The organism is Acidithiobacillus sp. HP-11, assembly GCF_015100075.1.
GTDB classification, from domain to species: domain Bacteria; phylum Pseudomonadota; class Gammaproteobacteria; order Acidithiobacillales; family Acidithiobacillaceae; genus Acidithiobacillus; species Acidithiobacillus thiooxidans.
Genome location: NZ_JACKYY010000029.1, coordinates 1 through 14,497, shown reverse-complemented (window position 1 = coordinate 14,497; position 14,497 = coordinate 1). Strand labels below are relative to the sequence as shown.

Here is a 14,497-nt window from a genome sequence, read left to right as displayed (position 1 = left end):
CAAGCACACCAAAAACTACCACAAACCTTACAACGTTTCATGTTGATGCCAATCGCTTTGCAATATCGGCATTGAGCCATTATGTCCTCCTTGGGCAATATCGTGGGTAATCGACGGATATGGATGAAGGCACTGCCAGCCCAGCGTGCTGGCAGTGCATCAACTTGAGGTGCAACTACATCATTTCCGTCACATGCGTGATTTGGTAGGTGTACTCATCTTTATCCTCGATCAACGTGAAATACTCACCGACGATGATGCGTTTGGTAAATAAATTGGTCGTGGCAACAATATCGCAACACGCACCAAATTCCATTTTTTGCATGACCTCATGAGTAGAGTCCGGGGCATACAAAATTAACGGGTAAATATCGCCTTCTTCATTTTGGTAACCAAAATGATCCTGGGCAACCAGTTTTTCGTCTTCGACCACCAACTGCAAAATCATTTTGCAGTCCTCCAGTTCTTTGGCTTCGGCAATTAAACGGATCAATTTTTTCATGGAAAACTCCTTCTTAAAAAAACACAATGTAAACAAACTGTATCCGGTGTTGATGAATTCAGCAGGTTAAATGGGCTGTGAATCCTACCTCCTGGAGGGCACCCCTCCGCCGCTGGGTTTCGCTTTGTTCCAGAAACTGCCAAAGGTCTTTGCCTTCCCGAAACGGTTGGAATCGGTGGCGCCGAATGACCCGAGCCAGATCGGCGGGTACCAGATGCGCTAATCCTGCGTTTTTCCGCACGTAATCGGGCGCATCAGGAATTTCCAGCACCTTGAGCAATTGTTGCCAGAGATACTGACGTTTGGCTTTACCCAGCGGCTGGAATCCAATACTCAGGTCCATGCGTCGATACATTGCGCGATCCAGTGTCTCTGGGAGATTAGTAGCCAGTATCAGTATGCCGGCGAAGGATTCCATGCGTTGTAGCAGTTCGTTGACCATGCTGATTTCCCAGTTATGCTGGGCATGCGCGCGCTCCTGCAGAAAGCTATCGACTTCATCCAGAAAAAGGATTTCTCCCAGAGCTTCTCGGAAAGCCGCTGCCAGATTCTGTTCATTGTCTCCGACATACTTACTGAGCAGATCGGAGGGGCTGCGGGTATAGAGAGTTTTCCCCAACTGATCCGCCAGATGACGTGCGAACGCAGTTTTTCCAGTACCAGAAGGGCCATGAAACAAGAGCGTGGCATTCTGGTGCTTTTGTAAGGAAGAAAGCACGCTGTTCAAGTCAGTATCCGATTCAATCAGGGTCGGGTCAAAGGCAGTCCACGCGTCAGGAATTTGGGCTGACTGATGGAGAGACCAGACGTGCTCAATGAGTTCCGCACTCTCAGTAGCCGATTCTGGTCTGCAGAGCGTAGCAATTGTGGATGCCTGCTGGATGCGCCCAGGCGATAAATCGCTACGCTCTGCCCAAAGTGCGGTTTGCCCCTCAGGTAGTTCAACTGATTGCATTTGGGCATCCAGCATTTTCTGACGAACGCGCTTGGGAGGATTGCGAAATTCCAGGGTGTAGAGAAATCGACGGCGATAAGCGGGGTCAATACTCTCGATACGGTTGGTAATCCAGACTGTCGGCACCTTGGCCTGTTCCAACAGATGATTGGTCCAGGCTTTATGTCGGGGTGGCAGCGGAAACCAGGGGTGGGGCTCACCAAATACATCTTCCACTTCATCGAAAAGAACAAGCGTCTGACTTTGTTTGGCCAAAGCCCGCTGGCAGAGAGCAAAGGCCTGAAAACGGGTATCTCCTTCCAGGGGTTCCTGCTTGGCGTCTTCATGTCGAACTTCTACAACACACCATTCCATAGCTGCCGCCAGTGCCCGAGCGTAGGCGGTTTTACCGGTTCCAGGGGCACCGTGCAGGAGAATATGCACACCTTGCGTCTGATCTTGTTGGGCACCAGTCAATATGCGCGTCAAGATACGGCTATGCGCTTGCAGGTGGGGAAAATCCGCCAAATTAAAGGCTGAGGGCGGTAGACTCTGGAATAACCCAGAAAACAATTGCGTTTCATCCGTCTGTTCCTGCAGCAACGCGGTAGCAAGTCCCGGCATCAACCCAAAACCATCGCGTTCCAGATGTTTTAAAAGCCCACTGCTACGCAGCCCTTCACGAGGTCCTAAAGCTTGTAATATCCGGGATGGATCAAGATCCAAAGCAATGGCGATGCGGGTATGGTTCTGGTGCGTATTCCAATCATCCGTATCCTCAAAAAATATTCCCAGGATGGGATATTCATCGACCAAAGCGGCCAGGTGGATGATTTTTTGTTCTACGTTACCGAATCCCAAACGGGAAGCTAGGGCATCGACATTCCGGTCCAGCTCACAGGCGGTTTCTGGTATTTTTTTGCGCCTCAATAGGCTGCGGGCACGACGCAAGCGTCCTTGAATTGAATGTTTTTGATAGCGATGTTCGTCCCACTCCAAGAGTTCGTGAGCAAAATCATCCTTCATAAACCACCAATGACTCCCTAATCGGTGGCCGTCGTGACTGAGTATCCGCAGGGCATAGTGGCATGCCCAAAGATAATGCGGGTCTTCCCAAGAAATGAAGACCGGGACATCTGGTTCACAATCCCAATCGCAAGCGTCGTCAATTGCAGCTGATGGACGAGATTTATGGATAGGCTTGGATTTTTTGGACATGACTGGTTCTCCTGGCGAATGAGAACTATGCTATCAGCACGTTGCGACCATAATCGTCGCATGCAAAATTTTCAGATGGGGGCTTTTATGCGTGATGAAATGCAGTTCTTTCGGAGACTTGCCATCCTTCAACACCTGCCCCAGGCCGGGCATGGAAAGCGCACGGTAATGCAATTGCAGAAACGATTGTCAGAAATGAACCAGCAGACAACCTTACGCACCATTCAGCGCGATCTGATTTGGCTTGAGCGGTACTACCCTATCGCGTGCGATGATGGCAATCCGCATGGCTGGTTCTGGGCACATCAATCACCAGGGATTCAGGCCCCATATCTTGAGCCATCTGCGGCACTGGCGATTCTCTTGGGTTTGGAGGAGATGCAGTATTTGTTGCCCAGGAGCCTGCTGGAAGATTTGGAAATTTATCGCCAACAAGCAGAACGTGCCTTGGCGCGTACGACATTGGCGAACTGGCGCAAACATGTGGTGGTCTTGTCAGACAGCGTACAGAAAGCGCCCCGATTATCACCCAACTTACTGATGCAACTGGCTGAATCCATAGAAACCAGTAAACAGGTAACCATCCAGTATCGGGCCGTGAACCAATCAATCAAAAATCATGTTCTCAGCATCTGGGGATTAGCGCTAAGAGATGGGGTGCTCTATATGGTCGGGAAAAGTCAGAACCACGCAGAACCTGCGTTATTCGCCGCCCATCGCATCGCCCATATTGAAATCATGCAAGAAAGCGCAAGCCAGCCAACAGCCGCTTTTGTACTTCAGGATTTTGTACGGAGTAGCTTGCAGCTATCCAGAGGTTCAGAAAAGATTCTATTGCGTTTACAAATAGACAAATCGCTCCTACGGCTCATTCAGGAACGCCCCCTCTCCAGTGATCAGGTCATAGGGAAGATCGGGAGACGCTGGTGTGAAGTCAGCGCGCAGGTAGAGGACACAGAAGCCCTTCGCTGGTGGATTCTGAGCTTTGGGGAAAACCTGCGGGTGCTTGAACCACCCGCACTTTTTATGGAATTGCGCGAACGCACTGGGGCTATGGCAGCAATGTATAACCGTTTGCCAAAAGCCCAAGCTTGATTTCAATTGTCACAATCAATTTGCGATAGTCAGGATTTGTTTCCACTGATCCTTATTAATATCTCTAAATGGCTGTACAATTGCTTTAGCCAGTTTCTGAAGATCGACAGATTTTTGATCAATATCCATAAAATCTTTAATAATAATATCTTGGTGAACAACATAGCCAGGGGGCCAATCGGACAAAATATACCAGGATTCATTACTAAGAATTCTTAGCATTTCTTGTGACGCAGCCTTCCCTCCTTTTGACCATATCCAAAATTGACACATCACATTATTGTCAATTGCAATAATTTGAAAGTAAAGTGACATCTTATGTTTTTTTTCCTCCATCCTCCGCATTAAATAAACTTTGTGATTTTTTTCATTAACCCTTTTAAAACCATTTTTTTCAACTATTGTTACCATTTTACCATTAACAAGATCCCATAAGGTTTTTAATTCTTTTTTAAGAAGGTCTATATATTCAGTTTTAAGAGATTTATAGTTATTTATTTCATCGTCATTGAAGCTTAATTTTTTTAGAGTGTTATCGAATACTTCATCATCATCATCATTATTCCAGCAGAAATCTATATCCGATGGATGCTTTACATAAAGTGCTAAATATTCGCCAGCCATGATCAATCCTCCTGTTCTGAATCCAATGGAAATCGTAAATATGGATATGGATCGCATTTAGGTTCTGGGCTTAAATCTAAATCTAAAACATCTTGATAGATGCTTGTTAGATAGAATCTAGCATAATGAAATCCAGGTTTATCTGTATTATCATCAATGACTTTCCAGATTATATTAAACAAGTCTGAGAATAATAAAACCTGCCAATCATTTTCCCTTGCATTCCATGACCTTTTATTATCAGGAATCAATAGAATTTTATGCACTATTTCTGATTTATTTTCTCTTTTCCATTTACTGGCACATTTAGAATATCTTGCTAACTGGTTTCCGCCGAAAGAGGCACCTACTTTTGCTTCTATGATTACAAGAAACTTTTGTTTATTGCTGGACTCATGTCCATATTTTCCAGTCATCCAAAGATCAATCCTTGAATCTTTGTTGCAGTAATACTCACTGTCAACAAATATCTGCTCATACTCAAATTCTGATCCAAAAATTTTATTCAATAATGCATGCGTAATTTTGTCTCCGAAGCCATGAGGTTCATTGGGAGTAAGGAAATAGGCCAGAAGCTTTGTATAAGACAATTCATTGTGCCGGCGACCCATAGGGCGCAACAAGTTGATAGGCCCAAACATCGGGTGATCATTTTTCATTGAATTCTTGATTTTTTGAGCTTTATCTATGGCTTTCTTTTGCATTTTTGTCAAGAAGCTCTCGAATTCATCGATTTTGAACTCATTTTCTTTTCCTGAAGAATCTGGAATGATAGACTTCATTTCATTGAAAACCTTGATAAGAGATTCTTTTTCCATATTATTTCCTTTCGACCAAAAATGTTTCAGCTTAAGGCAAAATCTCTAACCCAAGCTCACGAAGAAACTCATTATGTTTCTCTTTAGATGCATCAATGGCACGACTCAAGGACGCTAGATCAGCGTGAATTTTTTGCAGATCAATTTCCTCTTCGGGGGTTGCTGTACTGATATACCGGCTGATATTGAGGTTGTAATCATTGTCCGCAATCTCGGTCATGGGGACTCTGCGGGCGTAACGATCTTCCTCCCGGCGAAACTGATAGGTATCGATGATCTTGTCGATATCTTCAGGGCGTAAGCGATTCTGGCGTTTGCCTTTCTCAAAGTGTTCGGCGGCGTTGATGAAGAGCACGTCATCGGGTTTCTTGCACTTTTTCAGGACGAGGATGCAGACAGGAATGCCGGTGGAGAAAAAGAGATTGGCGGGCAGACCGATAACGGTGTCGATGTTTCCATCCTTGAGGAGTTTGGTGCGGATGCGTTCTTCCGCACCCCCGCGAAACAGCACACCATGGGGCAGAATGATGGCCATGACGCCCTCAGGTTTGAGGAAATGAAAGCCATGCAACAAGAAGGCAAAGTCAGCGGCGGATTTGGGCGCCAGACCGTAGTTCTTGAAGCGCATGTCTTCACTCAACGCACTGTTGGGTTCCCAGCGATAACTGAAGGGCGGATTAGCGACTACTGCATCAAACTGCGGGGCCTTGGCGGGATTGGTTTCCCTGAGATAGTCCCAATCATTCGCCAGGGTGTCGCCATGGTAGATTTCAAATTCGGAGTCTTTGACCCCATGGAGCAGCATGTTCATGCGCGCCAGGTTATAGGTAGTGATGTTCTTTTCCTGTCCGAAGATTTTGCCGATGCCATGCGATCCCATACGGTGCCGGACATTCAGCAGTAGCGATCCTGAACCACAGGCAAAATCGAGAACACTGTCCAGTTGTTTTTTCTTTCCAGTAGCCGGGTCCTGACTGTCGAGGGTGACGATGCCGGAGAGGATGCTGGAAATCTGTTGCGGGGTGTAAAACTCGCCCGCCTTTTTACCCGATCCTGCGGCAAACTGACCGATCAGATATTCGTAAGCGTCGCCCAGGACATCCTGATTGGTGGAGAATTGCGATAACCCTGCTGCGATGGCCTGAATAACGGTGCATAGCTGTTGGTTGCGGGCACTGTAGTCCTTACCCAGTTTTTCGGAGTTCAGATTGATCTCCGAAAAGAGGCCATTAAAGGTACTGGCGAAGGATTCGTTCTCAATGTAATCGAAGCCCTTTTGCAGCTTATGGAGCAATTCCGCGTTTTGGGTGCGGGCCAGTTCCGAGATGCTGCCCCAGAGGTATTCGGGGCGAATCACATAGTGGATTTTGCGGCGCATCTGCGTTTCAAAAGCGTCGATATCCTCGGGATTGTTGGCATACCAGAGGGCCAGTGGGGTACGGCGGTCACCGGCTTCCAGTCGTGGATAATCTGGCCCCAGTTCCTTGGCTGCGGCCATTTCGTAGTTATCGGACAGATAACGTAGAAACAGGAAGGAAAGCATGTAATCGCGGAAGTCATCGGCATTCATGGCACCGCGTAGTTGATCGGCAATACCCCAGAGGGTGTTGCCCAATTGTTTTTGGTCGATTTCAGTCATGATGGCAGAGGATTCCTTGGGTTAAAGCGTGTCGCTCAGACATCGGCGGTTGCGGATGATTGCTGAGCCGCAGCATCGGCTTCGCGAAGTTCCTGGGCCGAGATACGGACGCACTGCCCATCCCGGACCATCACAATGCCGGTATTGGTTTGTATGGCGATCTGTCTGGCCAGTTGGGCGGCGCGGCGCATGGCTGCCATGGAAGCACGCAAATCCGGATTACGGGCCTGGGCAATATCTTTGCCGGTATTCATGGATTTTCTCCCCATTCCAACAGTAAAGGTTCTGGACCGCTATTATCATACTTCGCCCAGCTATTGACGCGATATCGATAGTATTGCTCGAAGTGCTTCAACCCTGAATCAAAGCGGCGGCGAATCACCTGCTCAGGGATATCGTGACCGCCCTGACGCACCCGTTCGGCCACTCGGGCAATGGCCGTTTCGGCATTGGGTAAGGCCAGAAAAAACAGTTCCACGTCATATCTCTGTGATCGCCATTGTTGAATATGACGTAAATAAGTGAGACCAGAGAGGGTGGTTTCAAAGGCCAGGCTCTCTTGACGACGCACGCAGGCGGCAATTTCTTCGAGCATCAACCGGCCTGCCCGCAGGTTGGCTACTTCAGGGGCAAAGGGCGACAGACCGGCTGCGATCAGATCGGCATTGATGAAACGTGGGCATTGGGCTTCATCGGGCAGAAAAGAGCGGGCAAAGGTAGTTTTACCGGCGCCATTGGGTCCTGCGATGATGATGATTTTGGGGGTGGGCATGTCTATTCCTCAGAGACCTGCGGGAATAGCTGCTGCATTAAGCCTTTTTTGTGGGTTTTGAGGGCTTCGAGCTTTTGGGTTTGGGCGGTGATGAGGTCATCGAGGCTGGTTAGGCAGGAGGCGATGCGGTGTTGTTCATCGATCGTCGGAAATTTAACCTTAAATTCACTCAGTGCTTCTTTCGTAATCGTCTTGATAATCCCTCCTGGAGCTTGCTCCTTTTCTATATCAAAGAGGTTTTGAATGACGCGGGCAAAAAAGATTTTTTCTATGGGTTTCCTAAAGCTCTCAAATATGAGCAGTGTCCTATCAATGTAAGCATCATAGTGAGTGATCGCAACTCTGCCTATTGAGCCCTGCAACGTAACAATTAATGTGCCTTCTGGAATGAAGACGCTTTTTTCAGCCGCTAATTTGCTTATTCTATTTTTAGTTTTACCTTTAAGCCTAAAGTCATCACCAACATCGAAAACCTGAATGAAAGGCATCCCGTTTTTTTCGTCATACCATTCTGGCAGCCCATAAGGCTGAGGAAAACTCCCTCGCCTAAATGTAGCTATATCGTCCAACGTGCCATCTTCCCACTCCCCAGCATTTTCAAATTCAGGAAAACGAAGACGGGGTTGTGTTTCTCCTTCGCGGGGGAAAAGTTGCTGCATCAGCCCTTTTTTATGGGCCTTGAGACTATCGAGCTTTTGCGCCTCCAGCGTGATCAGGTCGTCGAGGGAGGAAAGGCAGTCGGCGATTTTTTGTTGTTCGAGAATGGATGTTTTACCGCTAGGTATCGGCACTGGTAAGGCAAGTAAATCGTCATCGGTGATACTTAGCGACCCATGAGCACGAGCACCGACCTCTATAAACCTCCGTAACCACTTACCATGCAGATTATCGAGAAATAGATAGTTCATGTATTGTGGAACAGGCGACTCACCTTTAATGTGAAAACATGTGAAAATGCTGTTTGGTACAGCAGCAAGTTCGTCGCCTAAATACAATGCGATAAATCCCTCCGGATACTCTTTGGTTGCACTCTTGTTGTAAGCGAAGTAATTTTTTTTAAGAATTAGATAATTAGAATATGAACTTCCAGCGATTATCCGCCCGAACTTTTCCATCTGGCTAACAAGTCCAACGCCAGAGGTAATGCTCATGGGGATACAGGAAGCATCTTTGACCTTTTCAGCGCTAATTTTTGCGACAATACCAAGCTGTTTTTCTTCCCACTCTCCCGCTGCCCGAAACTCTGGAAACCGCAACCTGGGCAAGAATTCACTGTGTTTTGTTCCGCTCATCCGTTGTGTTTTCCCTGTTCTTCCTGCCGTAGCGGGTGATCCACACTTAATCCATCGATCTGCAAAAGTTTTGTTTCCAGACGCGTGGTAGCCGCGTTCTTGGACTGTTTATTGTTCATAAGCCTCCAGCCCCGAAATCTCCCGTCCCTGAGCCTGTTTATGCAGCAAGGGAATCAAATCCTGCATGAGGGCAGATTCTTTCTGCGTGCGGGCTTTCCAACCCAACTGCAGCGGCGCCAGTAATTCACTGAGCTGTTCCCCATCAAAAATCATCCGGCTCAGGGTCTGCGCCATGAAGTCCTGAAGGGCTTGGACATCCAGTCCATGCGCCTGGGCAATTTCTTGTACGCGCTGCTGTTGCTTCTGCTTCTTGAAGTGTTCAAAACCTTCCCTGATAGCCGATTCATCCAATCCCTTACCCGCTTTCAGGGTATCAATGTAGGCGGTGATCTCTTCCCGATCATCCAGGAACTGGGCATCAGATTGAATCAATCCCACCAGTGCTTCCCGATTCATGGTTTGTTTGCCCGGTGTGGGGTTCGTGTAACGACTGATCAGGGTCATGATGTAGTCGTAATCAATTACGGCCGAGGCAAAAAGGACAAACTCAAAATCCAGTTGCTCGACTTCCGGACTGGTCTGCTCGCGGTTTTGTGCTCTTTGCTCGCGTAATCGCTGTGCCGTATCCAGATACACCCCCCGAAACCCCTGCAAGGTTTCTGGCGGAACCATCTGTTCAATGCATTCCCGTTCTTCGGGCGTTAAATCCGTGTATTGATCCAATTGGGTTTTGCAACGCTGTACTTCTTTGAAGCACTGTATGAACTGACAGCGCGCTGCATCGCCCTGCAACTGCGGTACGGCTTCAGGGGCAGCGGGTAATCCCTGTGACTGCAGAAAGGTCTCTAATTGCCCCAGAGCACCTTGCAGACGGTCGATGACTACCGGGGCTTTATCCACCAACCAGATTTTCTTGGCCTGTTCCCCGGATTGTCCGGAGAACAGGCTGATGGCGGTGTCTACGGCTGATTGTTGCTGGCGAAAGTCGAGAATGTTCCCATAGGGCTTGGTGTCATTGAGCACCCGATTAGTGCGGGAGAACGCCTGAATCAGTCCGTGGTACTTGAGATTCTTGTCCACATAGAGGGTATTGAGATAGGCAGAATCAAAACCGGTGAGGAGCATATCCACCACAATGGTGATATCGATTTTCTGGGTATGGGGCAGATCGGTATGGGGATACTGCTGATCCTTGATGCGCTTTTGGACATCCTGATAGTAGAGATCGAATTCCCCGATACGGTGGCTCGTACCATAGCGGTGATTGTACATGGCCATAATGGCCTGTAAGGCGGCTTTCTTGCGATCCGGATCCTGGGCATTGTCGGCTTTCTCCTGGGGCAGGTCTTCCTGGATTTGCAGGACATCCTGATTCCCTTCCGGTGGTGGCGAGAAAACACAGGCAATGTTCAGCGGTTGATAGTCGGGGTTTTCGGCCTGTTTCTCGGCCTGCATGGTCTCGAACAGGGTGTGGTATTCAATGGCATCGACAATGGATGCGGTGGCCAGCAGAGCATTGAACTTGCGTCCAGCGGTAGCAGCATCATGCTTGGAGAGAATCGCTTCGACGATGGCGCGTTTGGCCAGGGCTTCACCCGGTTTCGGTGCCTGTTTCCCTTCGGGCTTGTAGTAGTCGATATGAAAGCGCAGGACATTGAGGTCATCAATGGCGTGGGTGATGGTGTAGGCATGAAGCTGCTGCTGGAAGATGTCGGCGGTGGTGCGATAGGAAGCGTGTTCTCCCTCGATCTGCTGGTAATTGGCGTTCTGCTCAAAGATCGGGGTGCCCGTAAAACCAAAAAGCTGGGCATTCGGGAAGAATGACTTGATGGCCTGATGGTTCTCGCCAAACTGGGAGCGGTGACATTCATCGAAAATGAAGACCATGCGCTTATGCCGTAAGGGTTCCAGTTTGTCCTTGTAGTGGTAGCGATGATTCCCATCCAAGGCCAAACCGAGTTTCTGGATGGTGGTCACAATGACCTTATCGGCATAGTCGTCAGAAAGCAGACGGCTCACCAAGGTACCGGTGTGGGTGTTGGCTTCTACACAGTTTTCCTGAAAGCGGTTGAATTCATCGCGGGTCTGGCGGTCGAGGTCTTTACGGTCCACCACAAACAGGCATTTGTCGATATCGGGGTTGTCTTTGAGGAGGGTCGAGGCTTTGAACGAGGTCAGAGTTTTGCCACTGCCGGTGGTGTGCCAGATATAGCCATTACCGCGATGCTGGTGAATACAGTCCACGATCGCCTTAACCGCGTAGATTTGATACGGCCGCATCATCAGCAGTTTTTGTTCGCTCGCGACCAGTACCATGTAGCGGCTGATCATCTCTCCCAGGGTGCATTTCGCCAGAAAGGCGTCGGCAAAATCATCCAGATGGGTGATCTTGCTGTTGTCTTCCCGTGCGAACTGGTAGAGGGGTAAAAAGCGTTCCTCGGCATTGAAGGCAAAATGTCGGCTGTTGTTATTGGCGAAGTACCAGGTATCACTGCGGTTACTGACGATGAACAGTTGTAGAAAACAGAGCAGGGTCTTGGCATAGCCGTTACCGGGATCATGCTTATATTCGACGATTTGCTGAATAGCGCGACGGGGGCTGATCTGCAGGGTTTTGAGCTCGATCTGGACGACGGGTACGCCATTGATGAGTAGCATCACGTCATAGCGATGATGGCTGTAATCGGTGTTGATGCGCAGCTGATGAATCACTTCAAAGGTGTTTTTGCACCAGTCCTTGATGTTGACCAGGGTATAGTGCAGCGCCGTACCGTCATCGCGCTCGAAATGGTTGCGTTCCCGCAGAATGCGAGACGCCGCATACACATCGGGGGTCACAATCGTCTCCAGCAATCGGGCAAATTCGCTATCGCTCAGGGAAACGTGATTCAGGGCTTCGAAATGATGCCGGAAGTTGGCTTCCAGTGCGGCCCGATCATGAATATCCGGGCGATAGCTGTACTTCAAATCGCCCAGTTTCTGGATGAGGGCTTCTTCGATTTCTTGTTCGGTCATGTTGCGGGATGCGGCTTCCTGTAAACACTCCCGTGCATGGTGCGAGCTTCAGGGGCTTTCGTCAATTTTTGTAGGGATGTAGAAACCAGAAATGGTTCAGAAGGAGGGTTTGTGCCGGGAGGGACCATCCTCATCGAAGGTGCCGCCGTTACCCGAAGCCATGGCCCAGATTAAAGCGGCAATCCAGCCTAATACCGTCCAGCCCAGAAAGAGGTCCAGGAGCGTGATGGCAGTGAGGTATGGACTGCCTATGGTCCAGGCCATAAAGATTGGAAGCGCATAGATCAGTGCCGCGATGACAAAGGCCGTTATCAGCAAAAACAGAAAACCCGCGCGACTATCCATCATCCAGTGCATCATGAGCGGCATCCTTTTTTCTATGGGCAGGCCAACACAATCAAGTCTGCGAAAGCAGCAGAAGTCTTTCCTTACTGATGATCTTACAAATCTGGGACGTGGGCGTAAATAAGCTTTTACTGTTATCCCGATTCATGCACATGACCGGATGGGTTTTTACCCACAGATCTGGAAAAGCCTCATCGGGTTGTGACAGGATGCATTTTTTGCATTGAGGTTGGGATACATGCTGCGGACCTTCTTCACCAGCGACAGTCATTTCGGGCATGCCAACATCATTCTTTATTGCCAGCGGCCTTTTGCAGATGCTGATGAGATGGACAGTGCATTAATCCGTATCTGGAACAGCGTGGTGGACCCTCGGGATACCGTCTATCACCTGGGCGATTTTTCCATGCTCAAGCCAGACCAAATCGCGCTGCTTCTGAACAAGCTGAATGGCACCAAACACCTGATTCGCGGAAACCACGATCCTGTCCATTCCAATCAGATCAAGGGGTGGTCCAGCGTACAGGAAATGACCAAGATTCATGTAGAGGAAAAGAGCGTTTTTCTGTGCCATTACCCGATGCGGGAATGGCCGGGCATGTGGAATGGCACGATTCATTTATACGGTCATGTGCATGGCAACTTCCAACCGCAACCGGGTTCTATGGAAGTCAGTGCGGATGTTTGGGGTGGCAGGCCCGTGCAACTTGCCGATATTTGCGATGCGCTGGGACCCTTTGATCCGGAAGTCGCCAAGAGGCATCGTGCAGATGTTTTGCGATTGCGGAAATGGGACTGAATTTTTGATGTGAGGTGTCACGCTCATTCCGGTTATACCGCTTACCATAAATAAATATATTAATAGATAGATACGGGTGCACCGAATAGGTGCTGGTCGGAAGAGCCAGCTACACCGAATTGGTACACCCTAACTTTTGAAAGGCAGCGGGCGTGAGACCGTCCTTGGCATGTTCCGGGCAGGCCACATACCAGTAACCGTCACGGACCAATAAGGTGCCCGGCAAACCGCAGTGCTCACAGATCCGGCGGGAGCGATTCTCATATTCCTCGACGATCTGAAACAGGGTATGTTTCTGCCGGTCCGGCAGCACGCCGTCATAGCCATAATAATAACGCATTGTCCCGAATTTCTGTTTGACTTCATGGACGTGAATACGGATGCCATGCTCCTGAGCGTAGGTTTCCAGCGTCTGTGACAAGGTACAAAGCAATGGATACCAGCCGTCTTCGCACCAGAAATGATTTTCCCGGTAGTGGCTGTACAGTACGGGATAATCCCGCCGCAGGGCCTGTTCCAAGGCGATATCCATATGCTTTCTCCCCCTTATTTCTTTAGAGCACGGGCACATTGCCCAGCGTTACGCGCTCCATCCCGGTGGCCGTAGTCATCCAGCCCTGCTGTTCCTGATGGCAAAACAGGGTCAAACCCTGATTGCGATATTTTTCGGGCTGGTCCAGATGGGCGGCCCCCGTATCCAGAAACACATGTCCGGCGACTTGCAATAAACGGCCTTCCCGGGGTGGCGTGATGGTATGACCCACATAAGTCCGGGATAACGCGTTCGGAACGATGGGGATTTCATGGGACAGGGCATAACGCAAACTCCGTCCCCACAATAAATGATCTTCCTAAGTCCCCGTTGCGTCATAACCGATGACCGGATGCGCCTCCTGCCAACGGGGATGGGTGTCTGCTGCGAGATCGGTATCATTCCAGCACACGGCCATCATATTCTCCCGTTCTGCAGCCAGATCGGCGTGCAGCACCTGAAAACGCCCTGCCGGTGTCCTATTCTCTGCGTCAACGATGCGGACCAATGGCACCTGTGCAAGGGCTGATCGCCACTGTTCAAGGCGTTCTTCCTCACTGCGATACAGACGCAGCCAATCCCATCCGCCGTTTTGGTTGAAAAGATCGGCGTAGGCTGCCGTCCGTTGGGATTCAGCCCGCTCCATCTCCCGCAAACAGCTCAGATTCAAGGTCGCCAACAGCATGGCGTCGTGATTGCCCAGCACCGGATAAAACCAGGGGGCATCCAACAGATCCAGTGCTGCGGCACTGTTTGGACCCCGATCCACCAGATCGCCCACGCTGAACAGGCGATCCGTATCGACATCAAAGCGCACCTGATCCATGAGCCGATAGAGAACATCGGGATGAC

16 protein-coding genes are annotated in these 14,497 nt (G+C 49.4%); 2 read left to right on the top strand and 14 right to left on the bottom strand.

The features are described from left to right. Window positions 1-175: 175 nt before the first annotated feature. Both H7F08_RS09550 and H7F08_RS09545 read right to left on the bottom strand, forming a co-directional pair. Window positions 176-502 (bottom strand): hypothetical protein, encoded by a 327-nt coding sequence (locus tag H7F08_RS09550; RefSeq protein WP_193640427.1) that lies wholly within the window; start codon window positions 500-502, stop codon window positions 176-178. A 58-nt stretch (window positions 503-560) separates the two neighbouring features. Further along, the gene (locus H7F08_RS09545; RefSeq protein WP_193640426.1) at window positions 561-2,462 is read right to left on the bottom strand and encodes an AAA family ATPase; all 1,902 of its coding nucleotides are present in this window, start codon (window positions 2,460-2,462) and stop codon (window positions 561-563) included. A gap of 219 nt (window positions 2,463-2,681) precedes the next feature. On the opposite strand from H7F08_RS09545, the gene H7F08_RS09540 reads away from it, so the two are divergent. Then, on the top strand, window positions 2,682-3,749 hold the full coding sequence (locus H7F08_RS09540; protein ID WP_193640425.1) for a helix-turn-helix transcriptional regulator: 1,068 nt from the start codon (window positions 2,682-2,684) through the stop codon (window positions 3,747-3,749). A gap of 15 nt (window positions 3,750-3,764) precedes the next feature. Here the strand turns inward: H7F08_RS09540 and H7F08_RS09535 are convergent, their stop codons facing one another. From H7F08_RS09535 to H7F08_RS09500, 9 genes are all read right to left on the bottom strand, one after another. Next, a complete protein-coding gene (locus H7F08_RS09535) occupies window positions 3,765-4,373 on the bottom strand; it encodes a hypothetical protein (RefSeq protein ID WP_193640424.1) in 609 nt (202 codons plus the stop codon). Between the two features lie 2 nt (window positions 4,374-4,375). Then, window positions 4,376-5,191 carry a PD-(D/E)XK nuclease family protein gene (locus H7F08_RS09530; RefSeq protein WP_193640423.1) on the bottom strand — a complete coding sequence of 272 codons (816 nt, stop codon included), beginning with the start codon at window positions 5,189-5,191 and terminating at the stop codon, window positions 4,376-4,378. Between the two features lie 31 nt (window positions 5,192-5,222). After that, window positions 5,223-6,830, bottom strand: coding sequence for a type I restriction-modification system subunit M (locus H7F08_RS09525; RefSeq protein WP_193640422.1), 1,608 nt, complete (start codon window positions 6,828-6,830; stop codon window positions 5,223-5,225). Between the two features lie 35 nt (window positions 6,831-6,865). Then, entirely contained in the window at window positions 6,866-7,084 is a 219-nt protein-coding gene (locus H7F08_RS09520) for a hypothetical protein (protein WP_193640421.1), read from the bottom strand. Beyond that, a complete protein-coding gene (locus H7F08_RS09515; protein ID WP_193640420.1) occupies window positions 7,081-7,602 on the bottom strand; it encodes a zeta toxin family protein in 522 nt (173 codons plus the stop codon). Before H7F08_RS09515 ends, H7F08_RS09520 begins: the two co-directional genes overlap by 4 nt. 2 nt (window positions 7,603-7,604) lie before the next feature. Next, the gene (locus H7F08_RS09510) at window positions 7,605-8,894 is read right to left on the bottom strand and encodes a restriction endonuclease subunit S (protein ID WP_193640419.1); all 1,290 of its coding nucleotides are present in this window, start codon (window positions 8,892-8,894) and stop codon (window positions 7,605-7,607) included. Beyond that, window positions 8,891-9,013, bottom strand: coding sequence for a hypothetical protein (locus H7F08_RS15675; protein WP_264674693.1), 123 nt, complete (start codon window positions 9,011-9,013; stop codon window positions 8,891-8,893). Before H7F08_RS15675 ends, H7F08_RS09510 begins: the two co-directional genes overlap by 4 nt. Continuing rightward, on the bottom strand, window positions 9,003-11,969 hold the full coding sequence (locus tag H7F08_RS09505) for a type I restriction endonuclease subunit R (protein ID WP_193640418.1): 2,967 nt from the start codon (window positions 11,967-11,969) through the stop codon (window positions 9,003-9,005). The genes H7F08_RS15675 and H7F08_RS09505 overlap by 11 nt, the downstream gene beginning before the upstream one ends. A gap of 96 nt (window positions 11,970-12,065) precedes the next feature. Next, the gene (locus H7F08_RS09500; protein WP_193640417.1) at window positions 12,066-12,329 is read right to left on the bottom strand and encodes a superinfection immunity protein; all 264 of its coding nucleotides are present in this window, start codon (window positions 12,327-12,329) and stop codon (window positions 12,066-12,068) included. Between the two features lie 223 nt (window positions 12,330-12,552). Between H7F08_RS09500 and H7F08_RS09495 the strand changes: the two genes are divergently transcribed. Then, window positions 12,553-13,113: a metallophosphoesterase gene (locus H7F08_RS09495; RefSeq protein ID WP_193640416.1), complete on the top strand. Its 561-nt coding sequence runs from the start codon at window positions 12,553-12,555 to the stop codon at window positions 13,111-13,113. Window positions 13,114-13,222: 109 nt separating this feature from the next. Here H7F08_RS09495 and H7F08_RS09490 read toward each other — a convergent pair whose 3' ends face one another. The 3 genes from H7F08_RS09490 to H7F08_RS09480 form a co-directional block, all read right to left on the bottom strand. Beyond that, window positions 13,223-13,645 (bottom strand): hypothetical protein, encoded by a 423-nt coding sequence (locus H7F08_RS09490; protein WP_193640415.1) that lies wholly within the window; start codon window positions 13,643-13,645, stop codon window positions 13,223-13,225. A 22-nt stretch (window positions 13,646-13,667) separates the two neighbouring features. Next, window positions 13,668-13,952: a hypothetical protein gene (locus tag H7F08_RS09485; protein WP_193640414.1), complete on the bottom strand. Its 285-nt coding sequence runs from the start codon at window positions 13,950-13,952 to the stop codon at window positions 13,668-13,670. Window positions 13,953-13,964: 12 nt separating this feature from the next. Then, window positions 13,965-14,497, bottom strand: a 533-nt coding sequence (locus tag H7F08_RS09480; protein WP_193640413.1) for a metallophosphoesterase, incomplete at its 5' end; no start/stop codon positions are given.